We start from the raw sequence: 21,591 nt of genomic DNA on the forward strand, positions 1-21,591 counted from the left end.
GGACCAGGGAGGGGGAGGATGAGGGGGACCCACCAGCAGCGACAGCGCGGGAGGAAGCAGCGTGAGCGCGACGGACACGGCCAGGGGCGTCACCGGCGAGGACGAGGTCGTGGACCTCTGCCGCGAGCTGATCCAGATCGACACCAGCAACTACGGCGACCACTCGGGGCCCGGTGAGCGCAAGGCGGCCGAGTACGTCGCCGAGAAGCTCGCCGAGGTGGGCCTGGAGCCGAAGATCTTCGAGTCCCACCCGGGACGCGCCTCCACGGTGGCCCGGATCGAGGGGGAGGACCCGTCCCGGCCCGCGCTGCTCATCCACGGCCACACCGACGTCGTACCGGCCAACGCGGACGACTGGACCCACCACCCCTTCTCCGGCGAGGTCGCGGACGGGTGCGTGTGGGGGCGCGGGGCCGTCGACATGAAGGACATGGACGCGATGACCCTGGCGGTCGTACGCGACCGGCTGCGCAGCGGCCGCCGCCCGCCGCGGGACATCGTGCTGGCCTTCCTCGCCGACGAGGAGGCCGGCGGCAAGTTCGGCGCCCGGTTCCTCGTCGACAAGCACCCCGAGCTCTTCGAGGGCGTCACCGAGGCGATCAGCGAGGTCGGCGGGTTCTCCTTCACCGTGAGCGAGGAGCGGCGGCTCTATCTGATCCAGACGGCCGAGAAGGGCATGCACTGGATGAAGCTGACCGTGGCCGGTACGGCCGGACACGGGTCGATGATCCACCGGGACAACGCGATCACCGAACTGTCGGAGGCCGTCGCCCGCCTCGGCCGGCACAAGTTCCCGGTGCGGGTCACCAAGACGACCCGGGCCTTCCTCGACGAGCTCGGCGACGCCCTCGGCACCGAGCTGGACCCGGAGAACATGGAGGGCACCCTCGCCAGGCTCGGCGGCATCGCCAAGCTCATCGGCGCGACCCTCAGCAACACCGCCAACCCCACCCAGCTCGGCGCCGGCTACAAGGTCAACGTCATCCCGGGCGAGGCCACCGCGCACGTCGACGGCCGCTTCCTGCCCGGGTACGAGGAGGAGTTCCTCGCCGACCTCGACAAGATCCTCGGCCCGAACGTGCGGCGCGAGGACGTGCACGCCGACAAGGCCGTCGAGACCGGCTTCGACGGCGCGCTCGTCGCGGCGATGCAGTCCGCGCTGGTCGCCGAGGACCCGGCGGCCAAGGCGATCCCGTACATGCTCTCCGGCGGAACCGACGCCAAGTCCTTCGACGACCTGGGCATCAGGGGCTTCGGATTCGCTCCGCTGAAGCTGCCGCCGGAGCTGGACTTCGCCGGCATGTTCCACGGCGTGGACGAGCGGGTACCGGTGGATGGCCTGCAATTCGGGGTCCGGGTGCTCGACCGGTTCATCGATGCGTCCTGAATTGGCCCGCTGAAAGCACACTTCGGTATTCGACCAGACGTACTGGTCGTGACCGGGGCGAGTGAACGCGCTCATCAGGTCGTAGCCCTATTAGTTCCTCCTCGTTACAGGTGATGCGATCAGCTACTTGTGATCGCATTGCCAACAAGGAGGAATAATGATCAAGAAGGTCGTCGCTGCTGCGGCTGCCACCAGTGGGCTGGTTCTCGCGGGCGCGGGCCTGGCCGTTGCCGACTCCGGTGCCCAGGGTGCCGCGGTGCACTCCCCGGGTGTCCTGTCGGGCAACGTCGTCCAGGCGCCGATTCACGTCCCCGTGAACGTCTGCGGCAACACGGTCTCCGTGATCGGGCTGCTGAACCCCGCCTTCGGCAACACCTGCATCAACAAGTGACGTTGTGCCTCGCCCTGTGAACAGGGCTGAGCCCGTCGGCCCCGGAGCGCGTGCCATGCGCTCCGGGGCCGACCGGCCTTTCGGGACGTCGGTCGACTTTCCGGCGTCCTTTCTTCGGATCTTCGGAACAAGGTCGAAGGCAGGTATTCAGCAATGCGACAGGTCACCCGCAAGGGCCTGATGACCGTGGCGGCCGCGACCGGCATCGTCGCGGCCGCGGGCGGCGCCGCCCACGCGACCGGCTCGGCCGCGCACGGCTCCACCTCGAACTCGCCCGGCGTGCTGTCGGGCAACACGGTGCAGGCGCCGGTGCATGTGCCGGTCAACGTCTGCGGCAACACCGTCGACGTCGTCGGGGTGCTCAACCCGGCGAGCGGCAACAGCTGCGCCAACACGGGCGGCGGCCACGGCTCCGGGGGCGGCGCGGGGGCGTCGGCCGACGGGCACGCCACGGACTCGCCCGGCGTCGGCTCCGGCAACCACGTCGAGGCGCCGGTCCATGTGCCGGTCAACGTGTGCGGCAACAGCGTCGACATCATCGGCATCGGCAACGCCACCGAGGGCAACGACTGCGCCAACAACGGCGGCGGAGGCGGAGGCCACCAGAACCCGCCCGGCTCCCCGGAACAGCCGGGCCACCCCGGCAACCCGGGAAACCCCGGTAACCCCGGCAACCCCGAGCAGCCGGGCAACCCAGGCAACCCGGAGCACCCCGGCAACCCGCAGCACCCCGACGAGCCGAGCCACCCCGGTTCCCCGAGCACGCCGCCCAGCACGGGCGGCGTGACGCCGGGCGGCTCCTCGCACGGCAACCAGCCGGGCGCGCACTTCGTCACCCAGCCCCGGGGTGAGGCGCAGCTCGCACAGACCGGCAGCGACCTGCCGATGGGCCTCGCCCTGCCGGTCGGCGCGGGCGCGCTGCTGGCCGGCACGGTGCTGTACCGCAAGGCCCGGCCTTCGGCGTAGCACTCCGCCGCCGGACGGGAAACGGAGCGGGCCCCGCGTCGGCGGGGCCCGCTCCGGTGTGTTTCTCTGCTGTTGTCCCTGTCTCGCAGTCTGTCGCCTCAGCTCACCATGTGGCCCGCACCTGGCGGATGATCCGGCGCCGCAGCCGCACCTTGCGGCTGCCGTCGCGCAGCAGGCTCAGGCGGTCCAACTCCCAGTGTCCGTACTCGGCATGGTCCGTCAGCAGGCGTGTGGCGTCCTTGCGGGAGACCCCGCGCGGTACGTACACGTCGACAAATTCGTATTCCGGCATCGCATCTATTGTGCGGGCTGGGGCCCGGTACGGATAGCGTCTGCACTATGTCTGATGCTGTGCAGCCCACCGCTGCCGAGGTACGCGCCGCCGCCGAGGCGGTCAAGACCGCGCTCGACCGCCACCTGGCCGCGGTCGAACGCCGGTCGGGTGAGGACGACCCGGCCGTCTACGAGGCGTTCAACCAGCTGGCCGCGGCCGCCGAGACCTACGACGAGCTGCTCTACGACCGCTACGACGAGGTCACGCCCTTCGAGATCCCCGGTGCGGAGGACGCGCTGCCGCCGTACACGGGCCCCGAGGAACCGAACGCGCTGAGCGTGCTGATCCGCCGCGACTACGCCGTGGTGGAGCCGCAGCGGCTGCTGGCGCAGGCCCAGCGGGTCGAGGCGGCGGACTACGACGAGGGCGCCGACGCGGACGCCTCCGGCACGGTGCACGGGGCGCTGGGCACGCTGTTCGGCGAGTTCGAGCCGGACGAGATCGCCTCCCGGCACAAGGAGTTCGGCCTGGAGGAGGGGGACTCCACACTCTGGGTGGTCGCCTCGGACGACCAGGCCGACCCCGGCGAATGGCTGGAGGCGCCCTTCGAGGGGGTCGATCCGCAGCGGGTGGTCTGCCGCTTCGACGTCAGCACGGTGTTCGACGACGACCTCGACGACGACGGCGATGGCGACGACGCGGAATCCGATGACGACCTCGAGGACGAGCTCGACACGGATCTGGACGAGGACGATCTCGAACCGTTGGACGCGGACCGCTGACGGATCGCTGACGCGGGTCACGGTTGCTTCGACGGCGGCGGTCACGGGTTGATCCCGTGAGCGCCGCCGTTGGCATGTGCGGGGTGTGATGGAACGCGGTCGCGCCGTGGTGCCTCAGGGGTCGCGCGGGTTGCGGCCGTGGAGGGCTGGTCGCGCCCACGCGGCGGAGCCGCATATCGATACAGCCCCGCGCCCCTGAGGGTTGGCTGTCGCGCTGTCTTTCCTCAAGCCGGGGCGTCAGGCGGTCGGCGGGAGCAGTGGTCTGAGCAGGGCGGCGAGGCGGGTCGTGCGTGGCTTCGCCGGGGCCTCGGCGACCGCTCGGGGCAGGGCCTGTTCCACGCCGTGGACCACGGACAGATGGCGGTCGGCCCGGCCGAACGCCGTGTAGATCCAGGGTCGGTTCAGCGTCTGGGCGGCATCGCCCGGCAGTACGACGACCACGGCCGGCCAGCGGGCGCCCGCCGCCTGGTGCGCGGTCAGGGCCCAGCCGTGCCGCATGGACTGCTCCACCCGTTCCTTCGGTACGACGACGGCCTCGCCCGCGCAGGACAGGTGCAGTCCCTCGGCGTCGGCCTTCACCACCCGGCCCGGCACCGTGCGGCCGGGGGCGGGTGAGTACGCGACGCGGTCACCGGGGTCGAAGCCGCCGAAGCGGCCGGGGCCGGGGTTGAGCCGCTCCTTGAGCGCGGCGTTGAGGGCGCGTGTGCCGACCGCGCCGCCGTGGCCCGGGGTGATCACCTGGGTCTCCTCCGCCGGGACGCCGATCGCCCGCGGCACCGAGTCCGCGACCAGCTGTACGGTGCGGTGCACGGCCTCGCCCGCGTCCCGCACCGGCACGATCACGAGCTCCTTGCCGGGCGCCTCGACCTGGTTCAGCTCGCCGACGCCGATACCGGACACCAGCTCGCCCAGCGGGCCGGGATCCGGCAGCCGCGAGGCGATCTGCGGACAGACCCGCGCCGCCAGCAGATCGGCGAAGACCCGGCCCGGCCCCGCCGACCACAGCACCGCGGGATCCCCGGCCAGCACCAGCCGGGCCCCGTCCGGCAACGACTCCGTGAGCAGGGCCGCCGTCTCCACGTCCAGCTGCGGTGCGTCGAGCAGGACGAGCAGATCGAGGTCGAACGCGCCGTCCGCGTCCCGGCCGGGTCCTTCGGTGCCGGAGAGCAGACCGGCCACGGTGGCGACGCCGGGCCCGTCCAGCAGCGTCGAGAAACGGTCCCGTCCGACCGGGCTGTGCGTGGCCGCCCAGGCGCGCAGCCCGAGGGCGTGCGCCGTGTGCAGCAGCGCCGCCGGTTCGGCCTGGGAGGCCTGCCCGCCAGTGTGCAGGACCAGGCCGTGGGTCGCGGCGGCGCGGATCAGGTCGGCCGCGGAGCCCGCGGCGGCCGCCGCCCGCTCCCAGTCCTCGGCCGAACCGTCCTGCTTGGGCGCCGAGTTGATCAGCCGGGCCAGCCCGTCGGCGAGGCTCTCCTCCGCGAGGGCGTACCGCTCCAGGCCGACGAGGACACGGACCGGCCGCTCCTCGTCCTCCGCCGCCTCCTCGTCCCCCCGGGAAGCCGGGGCGCCGGGCTCGTCCAGGGCGTCCTGGAAGGCCAGAGCCTCGCCCTCGGCCAGGGTGTTCTGCACGGCCGTGCCGGCGTCGGGCACACCCCGCTGGGCCAGCGCGGCGGTGAGCGCCGGCATCTCCAGAGCCGTGTGCCCGGCCAGGGCCGCCTGCTCCAGGAGCCAGACGGTGACCGCCCGGCCCCGCCGCTCGTCGTCGGGTCCGCACTCCGCGCCGAGCAGCGCCCGGGCGAATCCGTCGGCCTGCTCGGTCCGCACCCCGGCGACCCGCAGCAACTGCCAGGGATCCGCGCGCAGTTGATCGGCGGCGCCCTCGCCGAGGGCCGCGGCGGCCTGCGGGGCGAGCGCCTCCGGGGCGCCGCCGTCGGCCAGCACGCGCCGCACGGACTCGACGGTCTCCGGCGCGGGACCCAGGGGCGCTTCGGCCGTCACGGGCTGTGGGGGACGTACCGGCTCGGGCGCGGGGCGGCGCGGTGGCGCCGGCTCGCTGAACACGGCGGCGACGGGCTTGGCGCCGCTCTCCACGGCCCGGACGGCGGCGAGCAGATCGGCGGCCTTCCCGCTGAGCTTGGTCCCGCTCTCGACGGGCCCCTGCTTCTCGGCCTTGCGCCGCTCGATCCGCTCCCGCTCCACCCGCTGAGCGGCGAGCTCGGCCTCGGCCTCGGACAACTGCGCCGCCGACGACTCCGACGCCGAGTCGCCGTCTCCGGCCGTGGTCTCCGCCGCCGCACCCTCGGCAGCGTCAGCGCCCTCCTGCCCGTCGGCACCCGCGGCTTCGGCTCCGGCGTCCTCCGTCGCGGCCCCCTGCGTCCCCGGCTCGGTGTTCTCCGTGGTCTCGGGGGTCTCGGGCGGCTCCGTGCTCACAGCGTGCTCCAGTCGTGATCGGGATAGCGGTGCACGGGCGCCGACACGTCGTCGAGCGCCCGGCAGATCTCGTCAGGAAGACTAAGGGCCTCCACTGACAACGCCGCCGTGAGCTGCTGTGCGTTGCGCGGACCGATGACGGGCGCGGTCACCCCGGGCCGGTCGCGGACCCAGGCGAGGGCGACCTGGAGCGGGGTGACGGCCAGTCCGTCGGCGGCGGTCTGCACGGCGTCCACGATGCGGCTCGCCGTGTCGTCGAGGTACGGCGCGACGAAGGGCGCCAGATGCTCCGAGGCGCCGCGTGAGTCCGGGGGAGTGGCGTTGCGGTACTTCGCCGTCAGGACGCCCCGGCCGAGGGGGGAGGACGGGAGCAGGCCGATGCCCAGGTCCAGCGCGGCCGGCAGCACCTCGCGCTCCACACCGCGCTGGAGCAGGGAGTACTCCAGCTGTGTGCTCGCCAGCCGGGTCCGGGTGCCGGGCGCCGCCAGCTGCCACGTCGCCGCCTTGGCGAGCTGCCAGCCGCAGAAGTTGGAGACACCGGCATAGCGGGCCCGGCCGCTGCTGACCGCCAGGTCGAGGGCGTGGAGGGTCTCCTCCAGCGGGGTGTACGGGTCGTAGGCGTGGATGTGCCAGACGTCGACGTGGTCGGTGCCGAGCCGGGCCAGCGAGGCGTCCAGCGCGGAGAGCAGATGGCCGCGCGAGCCGTCGAAGCGGCGGTCCGGGTCGGGCACGCTGCCGGCCTTCGTCGAGATCACCAGGTCCCGGCGCGGGACCAGCCCGTCTATGAGCCTGCCGAGCAGGTATTCGGCCTCCCCGTCGCCGTACACGTCGGCCGTGTCGACGAGGGTGCCGCCCGCCTCCCAGAACGTTTTCAACAGGTCCGCGGCATCATGCTCGTCGGTGTCCCTGCCCCAGGTGAGGGTGCCGAGTCCGATCCGGGACACGCGCAGGCCGGTGCGGCCGAGATGCCTCTGCTCCATGAACGCCGAGATTACTGGCCAGAACCTGCCATGTGGGGGCCTGTGGATAACCAGTTTTCCGGACCGTCACCGGTGACGCACAGGGGCAGTCGGGCGACGCCCGCTACATCGGCCTCCCGGCGAGTGGCGCCCCGCGCTAAGGTCTGGCCCACAAGGGACGTTACTGATCGGTAAGGGGATCGGCCATGCAGCTCGGGATCAACCTCGGCTACTGGGGTGCCGGAATGGACGCGGACAACCTCGCCGTCGCGCAGGAGGCCGACCGGCTGGGGTACGCCGTGTGCTGGGCCGCCGAGGCGTACGGCTCGGACGCGGCCACGGTGCTGAGCTGGGTCGCCGCCCAGACCGAGCGCATCGACGTCGGCTCCGCCATCTTCCAGATCCCGGCCCGCCAGCCCGCGATGACCGCGATGACGGCCGCGACCTTGGACTCGCTCTCCGGCGGCCGCTTCCGCCTCGGCCTCGGCGTCTCCGGACCGCAGGTGTCCGAGGGCTGGTACGGCGTCAAGTTCGACAAGCCGCTGGCACGCACGCGTGAGTACGTCGAGATCGTCCGCAAGGCCATGACCCGCGAGCGCCTGTCGTACGACGGTCAGCACTGGACGCTGCCCCTGCCCGGCGGCCCCGGCAAGCCGATCAAGCTGACCGTGCACCCGCAGCGCGAGCACATCCCGCTCTACATCGCCGCGATCGGCCCGAAGAACCTCGAACAGACCGGTGAGATCGCCGACGGCGCCCTGCTGATCTTCCCCTCCGCCGAGCACCTGGAGGACACCACGATCAAGTACCTGCGCGCCGGGCGCGAGAAGGCCGGCGAGACCCTCGACGGGTTCGACGTCTGCCCGACCCTGCCGCTCGCCGTGGGCGACGACAAGGACGTGGCCACCCTCGCCGACACCTTCCGCCCCTACACCGCGCTGTACGTCGGCGGCATGGGCAGCCCCAAGCAGAACTTCTACAACCAGCTCGCCCAGCGCATGGGCTACGAGAAGGAAGCCGCCGAGATCCAGACCAAGTACCTCTCCGGCGACAAGCAGGGCGCTGCGGCCGCCGTACCGCACGACCTGATCGACAAGACCACGCTGCTCGGCTCCGTCGACCGCATCGCCGACCGGATGAAGGCCTACGCGGCGGCCGGGGTCACCACCCTGTCCCTCGCACCCGCCGGCTTCACCCTCGACGAGCGCCTCGCCTCGCTGCGCGCCGGCACCGAGGCCCTGGAGCGTGCCGGGCTCGCGTAGCACGCGGCGGCACCGGGACGCCGCAGACCTGGGGAGTTTTCAGCGGCCGTGGTGGGGGCTCGGGGGTCTTCCCCGCCACGGCCGTCACGCAGCACAACGCGCGGCTGCCCCACCCGGTTACGCCCCCGTCGTGACCCCGGCGGTCATTCTTTTGGCGGAGTTGTCCGACACAGCTGTTGCAGCACCTCTCTCGCCGCATTTGACTCGTTCTTTGCGGAATCCTGCGGCGTCCTGAGAGAGGTGCCCCACGATGCTTTCGGCCAAGAGTCTGTTCCAGGAGATCCTCGACAACGACGAGTCCTTCCGGCTGTTCTGCTCCATCGCGGCCAGCGGCGAGTCCCAGGGCGGCTGGGAGAACGCGCGCATCGCCGCGCTCGTCCCGGCCAGTGAGCGCGCTCTCGCGCCCAAGATCACCCGGCACGGGGCGGACGAGGACAAGCACGGGCGGATCTTCAACGCCCTGATGAAGAAGCGCGGCCTCCAGCCCGTCCCCGTCCCGCCCGAGACCGACTACACCATGCTGCTGGAGCGGCACGGCATCGGCCTCGCCCACGACAAGCTCAAGGGCGACGAGGCGCTCACCGTCCAGGACATCGTCACCTACCTGTCGCACAGCCGGGTCACCGAACAGCGCGCCTCCGAGCAGATGGACCTGCTGCGCAAGCACTTCGCCGACCACCCCGACCTCGGCCGCGCGGTAAAGATGATCTCGGGCGACGAGGACAACCACCTCGCCTACTGCCACGAGGAACTCCTGCGCTTCGCCGCCCAGGGGCACGGCCGGGCCATCCAGCGGACGCTGCGCGAGTGCGCGCTCGCCGAGATCCGGATCTACCGGGACGTCAGCCTCGCCGTCATGGCCCACATGGGCCGCATCCTCGGCTGGTCCCGCCCCAAGGCGGCCCTGCTCGCCGCCGGCATCCACGCCGTGTACGCCTGGGAGCGCGTGGCAGGCTGGCGGCGCATGGTGTCCCTGAAGATGCCGGAACGCCGTGACGCGCTCGGCGGACCGGCCACCTCGGCGCCCGAGTTCGCCTGACCGGACCTACGGCCCTACAGCCAGCCCCGGCGTTTGAACAGCCGGTACAACAGCACCTCCAGGACGGCCATGGCCGCGATCAGCAGCGGATACGACCCCGTCCAGCGCAGCTCCGGCATGTGCTCGAAGTTCATCCCGTAGATCCCCGCGATCATCGTGGGGATCGCGGCCATGGCCGCCCACGCGGAGATCTTCCGCACGTCGTCGTTCTGCCGGACGCTCATCTGCGCCAGATGCGCCGCCAGGATGTCCGAGACCAGCCGGTCCAGACCCTCCACAGCCTCGTTCACCCGCGTGAGGTGGTCGCTGACGTCGCGGAAGAAGGGTTGCGCCTTGTCGTGCACGAAGGGCACCCGCGCGCCGATCAGGCCGGTACCGGCGAGCCGGGACAGGGGCTGCGCGAGCGGGCCGGTGGCCCTGCGGAACTCCAGGATCTGCCGCTTGAAGGCGTAGATCCTGGACGCGGTGTGCCGTGAGCCGCCACCGATCGGCGAGAACACCTCGGCCTCCAGCTCCTCCAGGTCCGTGCCCAACTCGCCCGCCACGTCCACGTAGTGGTCGACCACCGCGTCGGCGATCATGTACAGCACCGCCGTGGGGCCGTGCCGGAGCATCTCCGGCTCGTGTTCCAGACGGCTGCGCACCGCGCCCAGCGGCGCCTCCTCGCCGTGCCGGACGGTCACCACGAACGAGTCGCCGATGAACACCATGACCTCGCCGGAGGAGACGATGTCGCTCTTCGCCTCGTAGCCGACCGGCTTGAGCACCATGAACAGCGAGTCGTCGTAGACCTCCAGCTTGGGCCGCTGGTGCGCCTTCAGGGCGTCCTCCACCGCCAGCGGATGCAGCCCGAACTCGTCGGTGACCTTGTCGAACTCCTTCTCCGTGGGCTCGTACAGGCCGATCCAGACGAACGCGTCGCCCCGCAGACGGCACAGATCCAGGGCGTCGGAGAAGTCCGCCGGCCCCTGCGTCCGACGCCCGTCCTCGTAGATGGCGCAGTCGACGATCACGGAGCGTATTCTCCCGCCATCCCCTCGCGGGCGCACCCGGTCGTATGCCTACGCTGGGCCGCATGCCGACGTTGATCCTGGTCCGCCACGGACGTTCCACCGCCAACACCGAGGGACTCCTCGCCGGGTGGACGCCCGGCGTCGCCCTCGACGAGCGCGGCACCGCGCAGGCCGCCGCACTGCCCGGACGGCTCGCCGCGCTGGCGATCTCCGAGGTCGTCACCAGCCCGCTGCAGCGCTGCCAGGAGACGCTCCGGCCGCTCCTCGACGCCCGCCCCGCACTCACCGCGCACACCGACGACCGGATCGGGGAGTGCCACTACGGCGACTGGTCCGGCCGCAAGCTCGCCGAGCTGGCGGACGAGCCGCTCATGGAGGTCGTCCAGGCGCATCCGTCCGCGGCCGCGTTCCCCGGCGGCGAGTCGATGCGGGCGATGCAGACCCGCGCCGCCGAGGCCGTACGCGAGTGGAACGCGCGCGTGGAGCGCGATCACGGCGCCGACGCCGTGTACCTGATGTGCTCGCACGGCGACGTCATCAAGTCCCTCGTCGCGGACGCACTCGGTCTTCATCTCGACCTCTTCCAGAGGATCTCCGTCGAACCGTGTTCCATCACCGCGATCCGTTACACACGCCTGAGGCCGTTCCTCGTACGCCTCGGGGACACCGGTGATTTCGCCTCCCTCGCCCCGCGCGAGGAGCCGCCGGCCGGTGACGCGACGGTCGGGGGCGGCGCGGGCGCACCGTGATCGTCCGGCGCAGTAGGGTGAAGCGGTCGAAGCAGCGCTGTACTCACGATTCCAATGGAGACAGGACGTGTCCCGTCAGGTGTTCCTCTACGACCCCCCGGACCGCTTCGTGGCCGGTACGGTCGGACTGCCCGGGCGCCGTACGTTCTTCCTCCAGGCCACCGCAGGCTCCCGGGTGACCAGCGTGGCCCTGGAGAAGACCCAGGTCGCCGCCCTCGCCGAGCGCATGGACGAACTGCTCGACGAGGTCGTACGGCGTAGTGGCGGCAGCGCCGCCGTCCCCGCCATGGCGCCCAGCGAGGTCGCCGACACCGCCCCGTTGGACTCCCCCGTGGAGGAGGAGTTCCGCGTCGGCACCATGGCGCTGGCCTGGGACGGCGAGGAGCAGCGCATGATCGTCGAGGCGCAGGCCCTCGTGGAGCTCGACGCCGACTCCGAGGAGGACCTCGCCGAGGCCGAGGAACGACTCCTCCAGGACGAGGAGAACGGGCCCCCGATGCTGCGGGTCCGGCTCACCGGCGCGCAGGCGAGGGCCTTCGCCAAGCGCGCCCTGGACGTCGTCAACGCGGGGCGGCCGCCGTGTCCGCTGTGCAGCCTCCCGCTCGACCCGGAAGGACACGTATGTCCGCGCCAGAACGGATACCGCCGCGGAGCGTGACCTCGGTGGAACTGCTCACCGACGGTGAGCTGACCGTACGCGGACGCATTCGCGAGGCGTCCAACGCGGCGCTGTTCTGCACGGTCGCGTACGAGGGGCGGGAGGCGTCCTGCGTGTACAAGCCGGTCGCCGGTGAGCGGCCGCTGTGGGACTTCCCCGACGGCACCCTCGCGCAGCGCGAGGTCGCGGCCTACGAGGTCTCCGAGGCGACCGGCTGGGGGCTCGTGCCGCCCACCGTGCTGCGCGACGGGCCGTACGGCGAGGGCATGGTCCAGCTGTGGATCGAGGCGACACCCGAGGCCGAGCTGCTCGCCCTGGTCGACGGCGAGGATCCCGAGCCCGGCTGGAAGGCCATCGGCTTCGCCGAGGTCGGCGAGGGGAAGACCGCCCTGCTGGTGCACGCCGACGACGAACGGCTGCGCCGCATGGCCGTCCTGGACGCCGTGATCAACAACGCCGACCGCAAGGGCGGCCACCTGCTGCCCACCGAGGGCGGCCATCTGTACGGCATCGACCACGGCGTCACGTTCAACGTCGACAACAAGCTGCGGACCCTGCTGTGGGGCTGGGCGGGCGAACCGCTGGCGGAGGAGGCCGTCGACGTGCTCGGCGCGCTGCGGGAGGGGCTCAAGGAGGGCGGCGACCTGGCCGTGCGCCTGACCGGCCTGATCACCGCCGCCGAGCTGGAGGCCACACGCGCGCGCGTGGCGGCGCTCGTGACGTCCGGGAAGCATCCGGAGCCGAGCGGGGAGTGGCCGGCCATTCCGTGGCCGCCCGTCTAGCGGGACCCTGGGCCGGGACACTGCATTAAGTGCCGTATCGCGCAAGAAGGCCTTACCGGCCATCCGGCCTGGTCCGGTTCGTATCCGGAACATCCGTCCGGTTAGGCTCATGACATGTATGCCTGGCCCGCTTCTGAGGTCCCCGCCCTGCCCGGTGAGGGCCGCGACCTGAGGATCCACGACACCGCGACCGGGGGCCTGGTCAGCCTCGACCCCGGTCCCGTCGCCCGTATCTACGTCTGCGGCATCACGCCGTACGACGCCACCCATCTGGGACACGCGGCGACCTACAACGCGTTCGACCTCGTGCAGCGCGTGTGGCTCGACACCAAGCGGCAGGTCCACTACGTCCAGAACGTCACCGACGTCGACGATCCCCTCCTGGAGCGGGCCGAGCGCGACAACGTCGACTGGGTCACCCTGGCCGAGAAGGAGACCGCGCTCTTCCGCGAGGACATGACCGCGCTGCGCATGCTGCCGCCGCGGAACTACATCGGCGCGGTCGAGGCGATACCCGGCATCGTGCCGCTCGTGGAGCGGCTGCGGGACGCCGGCGCCGCCTACGAGCTCGAAGGGGACATCTACTTCTCCGTCGAGTCCGACCCGAACTTCGGCAAGGTGTCGAACCTCGACGCCGCCGCCATGCGGCTGCTGTCCGCCGAGCGCGGCGGCGACCCGGACCGTCCGGGCAAGAAGAACCCCCTCGACCCGATGCTGTGGATGGCCGCCCGTCCCGGCGAGCCCAGCTGGGACGGCGGTTCGCTCGGCCGCGGCCGGCCCGGCTGGCACATCGAGTGCGTCGCCATCGCCCTCGACCACCTCGGCATGGGCTTCGACGTCCAGGGCGGCGGCTCCGACCTCGCCTTCCCGCACCACGAGATGGGCGCCTCGCACGCCCAGGCGCTGACCGGCGAGTTCCCCATGGCCAAGGCGTACGTCCACGCCGGCATGGTCGCCCTGCACGGCGAGAAGATGTCCAAGTCCAAGGGCAACCTCGTCTTCGTGTCCCAGCTGCGCCGCGACGGCGTCGACCCCGCCGCCATCCGGCTCGCCCTCCTCGCCCACCACTACCGGGCCGACTGGGAGTGGACCGACCAGGTCCTCCAGGACGCCCTCGCCCGCCTCGACCGCTGGCGTGCCGCCGTGTCCCGGCCCGACGGGCCGCCCGCCGAGGCGCTCGTCGAGGAGATCCGCGAGGCCCTCGCGGGCGACCTGGACGCCCCGGCCGCGCTCGCCGCGGTCGACCGCTGGGCCGCCGCACAGCAGGAGAGCGGCGGCACGGACACCGGCGCGCCCGGTGTCGTGTCGCGGGCCGTGGACGCGCTGCTGGGCGTCGCCCTGTGACGACCGGAGCATGAGAGAGGGGCGCCTCCTCCCGGCGGGGAGGAGGCGCCCCTTTCGTTCACCTGCCGGTCAGAGCTTGCGGATCTGGACGCTCCGCAGGATCTGCGGTGAGCCGCTGTCCCAGATGCCGATCACCTGGTGGCCGAACGCGAAGGCCTCCTGGACCTCGTCGTGGGTCTGCGGGTTCGGGTTGTTGAGGACCCGGAACACGTTGTTCGGGAAACGCAGGAAGAGCTGCTGCGGCTGCCCCGGCAGCGGCTGGACGATGTCGATGTAGCCGTTCGCCACACCGGCCTGGAGAGCTTGGGCCTGCACCTGCTGGGACACCTGCTGGATCGCGGCCTGGGTGACCTGCTGGAGCAGCTGCATCACCTGCTGCTCGACCTGCTGTTGCTGCTGGTCGCCCTGGTGCTGGCCCAGCTGCTGCAGCAACTGCTGGAACGGCTGCTGCTGGCCGAGCTGCTGGAGCTGCTCCAGGGAGCCGCCCATGCCGTACGGCTGCTGCTGGCCCAGACCCTGTGGGCCGTAGCCCTGCGGCTGCCCGAACGGCTGCTGCTGGTACGGAGACGTGCCGGGGAACTGCTGGCCCTGCTGTTGTCCCATGTGACTCATCTGCGGGGTGGTGCTCATACGGGTGTCACCTTCCCTTGATGCGATGGGTTTCCTTGATGTGACGGGCTGCGTCAGCCGGTGATCACCAGGCCGACGATCTCGTCGTCCGAGAACCACACTCGGACTTCGGGCCGTCCCCCCGCGAAGGCGGTGTGGACCGCCTGGCGGATCTCCGGGGACGGGTGGTTCAGGTTGCGCCAGCCGCCGGCCACGAACAGCCGGAGCCTGGGCGGAAGTTCGCGAGGGTAGGGCAGGAGCTCGTCCCAGTAGCGTTGGGCGAGGCCGGAGCCGACCGCGTGCGGCACCAGACGGTTGACGGCCGCCCTGATGTCGGGCCGGTTGCCGATCCGCTGGGAGGCGGGCCGGCCCGGCGCGTCCTGCTGCGGGGAGCCCGTCGCCCGCAGCACCTCGCGGGCACGTTCCGGGGTCATCGGCGGCTGACCGGCGGCCTTGAGCATGCCCTGCAGCGCGGCCAGCGCGCCGACCACGACCGGGGAGGCGGACGACGTCCCCGAGAACGTGTCGGTGTACCAGGTGATCTCCTCCGGACCACCCTGGAGATCACCGGGCCGGTCCCAGAAGCCCCCCGTCGTCGTCACCTCACGCCCCCAGCCCTGCGCGTCCACGCGGGCGCCGTAGTTGGAGAACGCCAGCCGTGAGCGGTCCGGGCCGTGGTCGCGGCCGTGGGTGCCGGGCGGCGGGGCGCCCGCCCCGACCAGGACGGCGCCGGAGGCCGGGTTGGACGGGTTGAAGGGGTTGCGCCACGACTCGGGGAACCCGTCCGGGCGGCGCTCGTAGACCGCGTCGTCGAGCGACTCGGCGCCGTTGCCGGCGGCGGCGACCACGAGGACCCCCTTGGCGGTGGCGTAGCGGACGGCGGCGAGGTCGTCCGGCCACCATTCGAGCGCGATGTAGCCGCGCTGGTCGTCACGCTCGGCGTACTCGAACCGGGGCCCCGGGCGGTGCAGTTCGATCAGCACGATGTCGCCGGGGCCCAGCCGCTCGGCCGCGGCGTGGATCGCGGGCGCCGTGCCGATGCCCTGGAACGAGGCGGCGGCCGTCACCGCATCGGGAACGATGCCGGTGATGCCGTGCTCGCCCCGGTCGCCGCCGATCACCCCGATCACGGCGGTGCCGTGGTTGCGCCAGGCGAGGTCGGTCAGCGGGGTGCCGACGACGACGCCGGCCAGCTTCGCCGCCAGGTCCTCGTGGCCCAGCTGCCAGGAGCCCTCCACGTCGATCACGGTGACGCCCTGACCGGTGCCGCCGGGCCGCTGCCAGGCCCAGTGCGCGTCGACGCCCTCGGGCGCGGGCCGCAGATAGCCCTGCCGGCCGCTGTAGTCGGGCGTGACCGGCGCGCCCTCCTTCAGCCGCCCGCTCTCCTCCCCGACCTGCCCGATCGTGGCCGGCACGGCACCCGGCTTCACATACGCCGTGTCGATGCCCGGCAACGCCGCGATACGGGCCCGCAGCTCCTCGGCACGGCTCTCCCCGCCGCGCACCCGGTAGAACAGCGCCAGGTCCGGCACGTCCTCGGCGCCGGGCTGCGGGGCGGCGGCCTGCGACAGCCGCTCCTCGCTGCCGAACAGCGGCTCCAGCGCGAGCTGTTCGTCGCTGAGGAACATGTCGAGCGCCGACACATCGGCGCCCGCCGCCGACCGGACGCCCTCGGCCCGGGCCCGCAGCCGGGCCTCCGGGCGGGCGACGACGATCAGCTCCTGCTCGGCCCCTCGATAGGTGAATCCCGCTCCGTCGGGCCCCGGCCCGGACGCTCCCGGGCCCTGCGCCGGCTCTGCCTGGTCGGTCATCGTCTGCCGCTCCCTTCGGTTCCAGCGGATACCAAGTGCGGGTGGTGCGGCGCGCCTTCGGGGGACAACCAAGCACGCCCGGCCCGGTCCGTCCAGACTTATTTCGCCAACTCTGTTTGAAACAAGTTGAATTGGGCAACGTGTGCAATCCGGCGTGAAAGAGATGTCACGGCCCAATCGGGCCAGATGTGTCCAGTCGCTGTCGAGAGGCTGTCTACGGCTGCGGAGGCGCCCGGCGTGTGGTGGGGTGGAGGAGTCAGTTGACCGTTGGACCAGCTGCCCGCCGGTCCTGTCCGCGGAAGGACGCACCGTGGCCTCCGAACACCGCTCCTTCGCACCTCAGCTCAGCCGCCGCAGACTCCTCACGGCCACCGCCGCCACCGCCGGTGCCGTGCTCGTCGGATCGGCAGGCACCCCCGCCACCGCGGCCGGAAGGACCCGGCCCGCCGTGATCCGCCTCCCGAACGGCTTCCGCCCGGAGGGCATCGCCATCGGCGGCGGACCGTACGCCTACCTCGGCTCGCTCGGCGACGGCTCGATCTACCGCGCAGACCTGCGCACCGGCGAGGGCGGCGTCATCTCGGCCGGACCCGGCACCCCCTCGGTCGGCCTCAAACTCGATCACCGGGGACGCCTCTTCGTCGCCGGACGCGGCGAGGGCGCCCGCGTCGTGGACGCCCGCACCGGCGAGATCCTCGCCTCCTACACCCTCACCACGGCGACCCCGACCTTCGCCAACGACGTGTTCCTGACCCCGCGCACGGCCTGGTTCACCGACTCCTACCAGCCCGCGCTGTACGCCCTGCCGCTCGGCCGGCACGGCGAACTGCCGGACGCGGACGACGTCGTGACGATCACCCTGAGCGGCGACTGGAGCCAGGTCCCCGGCGAGGTCGTGAACGCCAACGGCATCACGAGCACCCCCGACGGATCCGCGCTGCTCGTGGTGCAGTCCGGGGTCGGCGGCCTGCACCGCGTCAACCCGCGCACCGGTGCCACCCAGCTCGTCGACCTCGGCGACGCGGCCCCGCTCACCAACGGCGACGGACTGCTGCTGACCGGACGCACGCTGTACGTCGTCCAGAACCGGCAGAACGCCGTCGACGTGTTCAGACTCGCCGCCGACGGCCGCAGCGGCGTCTTCCAGCGCCGTATCACCGACCCGCTCTTCGACGTGCCGACCACGGCCGCCGCGTACCGGGGCCGCCTCTACCTGCCCAACGCGCGCTTCACGACCACGCCGACACCGGAGACGACGTACGACGTGATCTCGGTGCCCGCGTGACGATCTCGCCCGGATGACGAAGGAGGGCGGTGCGCAGTCCGCGCACCGCCCTCCTGTCAGCCGTTCCGCTCGTTCAGTCGTCCGACGACTCGTCGTCGTCCGTGTTGCCCGGCTTCGGTGGCTTCGGCGGCTTGGCGCGGCCGCTCGGATTGTCCTTGAGGAAGGGGCCGGAGGACTCCCCGCCGTCCGCCGTGGCGTGCCCGCCGGGCGTCGGGCCGCCGCCGTCCCGGCGTCGCAGATACCGCTCGAACTCGCGGGCGATGGCCTCGCCCGACGCCTCCGGCAGCTCCGCGGTGTCCCGGGCCTCCTCCAGCGACTGCACGTACTCCGCGACCTCGCTGTCCTCGGCGGCCAGCTGGTCCACACCGACCTGCCAGGCGCGCGCGTCCTCGGGCAGCTCGCCCAGCGGGATGCGTACGTCGATCAGGTCCTCGAGCCGGTTGATCAGGGCCAGCGTCGCCTTCGGGTTGGGCGGCTGCGAGACGTAGTGCGGAACGGCCGCCCACAGCGACACCGCCGGGACACCGGCGTGCGTGCACGCCTCCTGGAGGACGCCCACGATGCCCGTCGGGCCCTCGTACTTGGTCTCCTCAAGGTCCATCCGCTGGGCCAGGTCCGTGTCGGACGTCGTCCCGCTGATCGGGACAGGACGCGTGTGCGGGGTGTCACCGAGCAGGGCGCCCAGGATGACCACCAGCTCCACGCCCAGCTCGTGCGCGAAGCCGAGGAGCTCGTTGCAGAACGAGCGCCAGCGCATGGACGGTTCGATACCGCGGACGAGTACGAGATCACGTGGCTTGTCGCCGCCGACGCGGACCACCGACAGCCTGGTCGTGGGCCAAGTGATCTTCCGGACGCCCGCGTCCATCCACACCGTGGGTCGGTTCACCTGGAAGTCGTAGTAGTCCTCGGCGTCCAGCGCCGCGAACACCTCGCCCTTCCACTCCCTGTCCAGATGCGCGACCGCGGTGGAGGCGGCGTCGCCGGCATCGTTCCAGCCCTCGAACGCGGCCACCATGACCGGGTCGATCAGCTCGGGAACCCCCTCGAGCTCGATCACCCAGTGCCTCCTTCCGACGTGCCCTCGCTTGACCACCCAACCTTACGGCGTGCGGCGGGGGCGCCCGCAGCCCCCTTGCACGGGGGAGTGAACGGATCACTGCCCCGTTCGCCACCGGGGAACACCCCGGGCGTCGTCACAGCGACGACCGAAGCCACTGCTCCACGCTCGCGATGTGCACCGTCGCCCACGACCTCGCCGCCTCCGCGTCCCGGTCCCGCAGCGCCGCCAGGATCGCCCGGTGCTCGTGCAGGGTCCGGCTGACCGCGTCCTCCTGGGTCAGCCCGCGCCAGATGCGCGCCCGCGTCGTCGGCCCCGACAGGCCGTCCAGGAGCGAGCACAGCACCGAGTTCCCCGAACTCTGCACGATGCCCCGGTGGAACTCCAGGTCACAGGCGACGAGCTCCTCCACCGACGGGGCCTCGCCGAGCTTGTCCAACTGGTTCGTCAGCGCGTTCAGTTGCTGCTCGCTGATTCGGGCCGCGGCCATCGCCGTGGCGGCCGGCTCCAGGATGCGGCGCACCGCGAGGAACTCCAGCACCGTGTCGTCGCGGTGGAAGTCGACGACGAAGCTCAGCGCCTCCAGCAGCAGTTGCGGATCCAGGCTCGTGACATAGGTGCCGTCGCCCTGCCGTACGTCCAGGATCCGGATCAGCGACAGGGCGCGCACGGCCTCCCGCAGGGAGTTGCGGGACAGCCCGAGCTCGGCGGCCAGCTCGCTCTCCTTGGGGAGCCGGTCGCCGGGGCGCAGCGCGCCGGAGACGATCATGCCCTTGATCTTCTCGATCGCCTCGTCGGTGACTGCCATGGCCGCCCTCCCGTCGTTCAGGATGTCGTGCGAGACATCCGACGTCTCAGCCCACATTATGCGGCCAGATCAGACGAGCGCCTCCAGGTCCGCGATCACCGTCTCCTCGTCCGGCGCTGACGGGGACGTAGGTCTCGAACACCGACAGACGAAAGGGGCGGCTCCGTCGGCGTGGAGCCGCCCCTTCCGGTGGTGGCCGGCCCCGGTGCGGAAGAACGCGGGGTGGCCGCCCTCGTGCGGTCCGGCCTGGTCAGGGGAGTGGCCGGACCTGACACCGAGGGAGGCTCATCCGGCGAAAACCTCCCTCGGCGCCGCGAGGCTCACTTCTTGTCGAGCAGGTCCTGCACCTTCGCCCGGACGTCGTCCGTGGCCAGACCCCGGATCGTCAGCGTCGTCCGGCGGCGCAGCACGTCGTCCTGCGTCTCGGCCCACTCGTTGTCCCGGGCGTAGACGACCTGGGCCCAGATCTCCGGGGCGTCGGGGTGGACGCGCTCGCCCAGCTCCGGGTTCTCGTTGGCGATGCGGGCGATGTCGAAGGCCAGCGAACCGTAGTGCGTGGCCAGGTGCTTGGCGGTGTCGGCCGCCATGCGCGGGCCGGGCGCCGGGCGGTCGGTCAGCAGCCGGTGGGCGACCGCACGCGGGTTGGCGATGCCCGGCAGCGGCAGCTTCTTCGGGAGGGAGGCGATGGGCTCGAAGTCGTCGCCCAGCGGGTGGCCCGGCAGCGCCTCCAGCTTCTTCATGATGGTGCGGCCGATGTGCCGGAAGGTCGTCCACTTGCCGCCCGCGACGGACAGCATCCCGCCCCGGCCCTCGGTCACCACGGTCTCGCGCTTGGCCTTCGCGGTGTCACCGGGACCGCCCGGCAGCACCCGCAGACCCGCGAACGCGTACGTGATCAGATCCCGGTCCAGCTGCTGGTCCCGGATGGAGAACGCCGCCTCGTCGAGTATCTGGGCCGTGTCCTTCTCGGTGACCGAGACGTCCGCCGGGTCGCCCTCGAACTCCTCGTCCGTGGTGCCCAGCAGCAGCATGTCCTCCCAGGGCAGGGCGAACGTGATGCGGTACTTGTCGATCGGGGTCGCGAGCGCAGCCTTCCACGGCGCCGTCCGCTTCAGGACCAGGTGCGCGCCCTTCGACAGCCGGATCGACGGCGCGGCGTCCGGGTCCTCCATCTTGCGCAGGTGGTCGACCCAGGGCCCGGTCGCGTTCAGCACGAGACGGGCGTTGACCCCGAACTCGTCGCCGGACAGCCGGTCCTTGAGGTCCGCTCCGGTCACCCGGCCCTTGGTGAAGCGCAGGCCGGTGACCTCGGCGTGGTTGAGCACGACCGCGCCCGCCTCGACGGCCCCGCGGACCGTCATCAGCGCCATGCGCGCGTCGTTCATCTGGTCGTCGCCGTACACGGCCACGGCCTTGAGGTTGTCGGTGCGCAGCTCGGGCACGTCCTGCGCCGCCTTGGCGGGGGACAGGAGGTGGCCGACGCCGTCACCGAACGCGGAGAGCGCGGAGTAGGCGAAGACGCCCGCCCCGAGCTTCGCGGCGCCGTGCGGCCCGCCCTTGTACACGGGGAGGTAGAACGTGAGCGGGTTCGCCAGGTGAGGTGCCACCTGGCGGGAGACCGCACGGCGCTCGAAGTGGTTCTCCGCCACCAGCTTCACCGCGCCGGTCTGCAGATAGCGCAGACCGCCGTGGAGCAGCTTGGAGGAGGCGGAGGAGGTGGCGCCGGCGAAGTCACCGGCGTCGACCAGAGCCACCCGCAGGCCGGACTGCGCGGCGTGCCAGGCGGTGGAGATGCCCAGGATGCCGCCGCCGATCACGAGAAGGTCGTACGACGCCTTGGCGAGCTGCTCCCGGGTCTCGGCGCGGCTCGGGTTGGAGCCGGAGGCCGGGCGCATACCGAGGGCAGGCACGGACTGCAAGGTGGTCTGACTGGTCATTTCGGGTTCTTACTCCTCATCAGAGTTCGAGAGCTGGCAAGAGCTGCT

Annotated in this window: 20 protein-coding genes; 11 read left to right on the forward strand and 9 right to left on the reverse strand. The window is 71.8% G+C overall.

Going from position 1 to position 21,591, the window contains the following annotated elements; genetic code table 11:
* Nucleotides 1-61 precede the first annotated feature (61 nt).
* The 3 genes from L0P92_RS18325 (at nt 62) to L0P92_RS18335 (ending at nt 2,744) form a co-directional block, all read left to right on the forward strand.
* Nucleotides 62-1,387: a M20/M25/M40 family metallo-hydrolase gene (locus L0P92_RS18325; protein ID WP_234763820.1), complete on the forward strand. Its 1,326-nt coding sequence runs from the start codon at nt 62-64 to the stop codon at nt 1,385-1,387.
* 157 nt (nt 1,388-1,544) lie between these two features.
* Complete coding sequence (chpH, locus tag L0P92_RS18330) at nt 1,545-1,778, forward strand: chaplin ChpH (protein WP_234763821.1); 234 nt, start codon at nt 1,545-1,547, stop codon at nt 1,776-1,778.
* Nucleotides 1,779-1,931: 153 nt separating this feature from the next.
* Nucleotides 1,932-2,744, forward strand: coding sequence for a chaplin (locus tag L0P92_RS18335; protein WP_234763822.1), 813 nt, complete (start codon nt 1,932-1,934; stop codon nt 2,742-2,744).
* 103 nt (nt 2,745-2,847) lie between these two features.
* Here the strand turns inward: L0P92_RS18335 and L0P92_RS18340 are convergent, their stop codons facing one another.
* A complete protein-coding gene (locus L0P92_RS18340) occupies nt 2,848-3,036 on the reverse strand; it encodes a DUF5703 family protein (RefSeq protein ID WP_030053310.1) in 189 nt (62 codons plus the stop codon).
* 47 nt (nt 3,037-3,083) lie between these two features.
* Between L0P92_RS18340 and L0P92_RS18345 the strand changes: the two genes are divergently transcribed.
* Entirely contained in the window at nt 3,084-3,800 is a 717-nt protein-coding gene (locus L0P92_RS18345; RefSeq protein ID WP_234763823.1) for a hypothetical protein, read from the forward strand.
* Nucleotides 3,801-4,037: 237 nt separating this feature from the next.
* On the opposite strand, the gene L0P92_RS18350 is transcribed toward L0P92_RS18345, so the two are convergent.
* Nucleotides 4,038-6,227 (reverse strand): helix-hairpin-helix domain-containing protein, encoded by a 2,190-nt coding sequence (locus tag L0P92_RS18350; protein WP_234763824.1) that lies wholly within the window; start codon nt 6,225-6,227, stop codon nt 4,038-4,040.
* On the reverse strand, nt 6,224-7,207 hold the full coding sequence (locus L0P92_RS18355; protein ID WP_234763825.1) for an aldo/keto reductase: 984 nt from the start codon (nt 7,205-7,207) through the stop codon (nt 6,224-6,226). Before L0P92_RS18355 ends, L0P92_RS18350 begins: the two co-directional genes overlap by 4 nt.
* Before the next feature lie 185 nt (nt 7,208-7,392).
* Between L0P92_RS18355 and L0P92_RS18360 the strand changes: the two genes are divergently transcribed.
* Both L0P92_RS18360 and L0P92_RS18365 read left to right on the forward strand, forming a co-directional pair.
* Entirely contained in the window at nt 7,393-8,448 is a 1,056-nt protein-coding gene (locus L0P92_RS18360; protein WP_234763826.1) for an LLM class F420-dependent oxidoreductase, read from the forward strand.
* 250 nt (nt 8,449-8,698) lie between these two features.
* Nucleotides 8,699-9,487: a ferritin-like domain-containing protein gene (locus tag L0P92_RS18365; RefSeq protein ID WP_234763827.1), complete on the forward strand. Its 789-nt coding sequence runs from the start codon at nt 8,699-8,701 to the stop codon at nt 9,485-9,487.
* A gap of 14 nt (nt 9,488-9,501) precedes the next feature.
* Here L0P92_RS18365 and L0P92_RS18370 read toward each other — a convergent pair whose 3' ends face one another.
* Entirely contained in the window at nt 9,502-10,500 is a 999-nt protein-coding gene (locus tag L0P92_RS18370) for a magnesium and cobalt transport protein CorA (protein WP_234763828.1), read from the reverse strand.
* Nucleotides 10,501-10,562: 62 nt separating this feature from the next.
* On the opposite strand from L0P92_RS18370, the gene L0P92_RS18375 reads away from it, so the two are divergent.
* From L0P92_RS18375 to mshC, 4 genes are all read left to right on the forward strand, one after another.
* Nucleotides 10,563-11,249, forward strand: coding sequence for a histidine phosphatase family protein (locus tag L0P92_RS18375; RefSeq protein WP_234763829.1), 687 nt, complete (start codon nt 10,563-10,565; stop codon nt 11,247-11,249).
* Nucleotides 11,250-11,316: 67 nt separating this feature from the next.
* Nucleotides 11,317-11,907 (forward strand): DUF3090 domain-containing protein, encoded by a 591-nt coding sequence (locus L0P92_RS18380; protein WP_217214396.1) that lies wholly within the window; start codon nt 11,317-11,319, stop codon nt 11,905-11,907.
* On the forward strand, nt 11,871-12,689 hold the full coding sequence (locus L0P92_RS18385; protein WP_234763830.1) for an SCO1664 family protein: 819 nt from the start codon (nt 11,871-11,873) through the stop codon (nt 12,687-12,689). Before L0P92_RS18380 ends, L0P92_RS18385 begins: the two co-directional genes overlap by 37 nt.
* 114 nt (nt 12,690-12,803) lie before the next feature.
* Nucleotides 12,804-14,033 (forward strand): cysteine--1-D-myo-inosityl 2-amino-2-deoxy-alpha-D-glucopyranoside ligase, encoded by a 1,230-nt coding sequence (gene mshC / locus L0P92_RS18390; RefSeq protein ID WP_234763831.1) that lies wholly within the window; start codon nt 12,804-12,806, stop codon nt 14,031-14,033.
* A 69-nt stretch (nt 14,034-14,102) separates the two neighbouring features.
* On the opposite strand, the gene L0P92_RS18395 is transcribed toward mshC, so the two are convergent.
* Nucleotides 14,103-14,663, reverse strand: coding sequence for a hypothetical protein (locus L0P92_RS18395; RefSeq protein WP_234763832.1), 561 nt, complete (start codon nt 14,661-14,663; stop codon nt 14,103-14,105).
* A gap of 53 nt (nt 14,664-14,716) precedes the next feature.
* Complete coding sequence (locus tag L0P92_RS18400; protein ID WP_234763833.1) at nt 14,717-16,453, reverse strand: S8 family peptidase; 1,737 nt, start codon at nt 16,451-16,453, stop codon at nt 14,717-14,719.
* Between the two features lie 310 nt (nt 16,454-16,763).
* On the opposite strand from L0P92_RS18400, the gene L0P92_RS18405 reads away from it, so the two are divergent.
* The gene (locus tag L0P92_RS18405) at nt 16,764-17,738 is read left to right on the forward strand and encodes an SMP-30/gluconolactonase/LRE family protein (protein ID WP_234763834.1); all 975 of its coding nucleotides are present in this window, start codon (nt 16,764-16,766) and stop codon (nt 17,736-17,738) included.
* 73 nt (nt 17,739-17,811) lie between these two features.
* Here L0P92_RS18405 and L0P92_RS18410 read toward each other — a convergent pair whose 3' ends face one another.
* From L0P92_RS18410 to L0P92_RS18420, 3 genes are all read right to left on the reverse strand, one after another.
* Nucleotides 17,812-18,798: a PAC2 family protein gene (locus tag L0P92_RS18410; protein ID WP_234763835.1), complete on the reverse strand. Its 987-nt coding sequence runs from the start codon at nt 18,796-18,798 to the stop codon at nt 17,812-17,814.
* 136 nt (nt 18,799-18,934) lie between these two features.
* Nucleotides 18,935-19,606, reverse strand: a complete 672-nt coding sequence (locus L0P92_RS18415) for a FadR/GntR family transcriptional regulator (RefSeq protein WP_234763836.1) — start codon at nt 19,604-19,606, stop codon at nt 18,935-18,937.
* A 320-nt stretch (nt 19,607-19,926) separates the two neighbouring features.
* Nucleotides 19,927-21,543 carry a glycerol-3-phosphate dehydrogenase/oxidase gene (locus L0P92_RS18420; RefSeq protein WP_234763837.1) on the reverse strand — a complete coding sequence of 539 codons (1,617 nt, stop codon included), beginning with the start codon at nt 21,541-21,543 and terminating at the stop codon, nt 19,927-19,929.
* Nucleotides 21,544-21,591: the final 48 nt, after the last annotated feature.

Source organism: Streptomyces muensis (assembly GCF_021474425.1).
In the GTDB taxonomy this organism is placed as follows: domain Bacteria; phylum Actinomycetota; class Actinomycetes; order Streptomycetales; family Streptomycetaceae; genus Streptomyces; species Streptomyces muensis.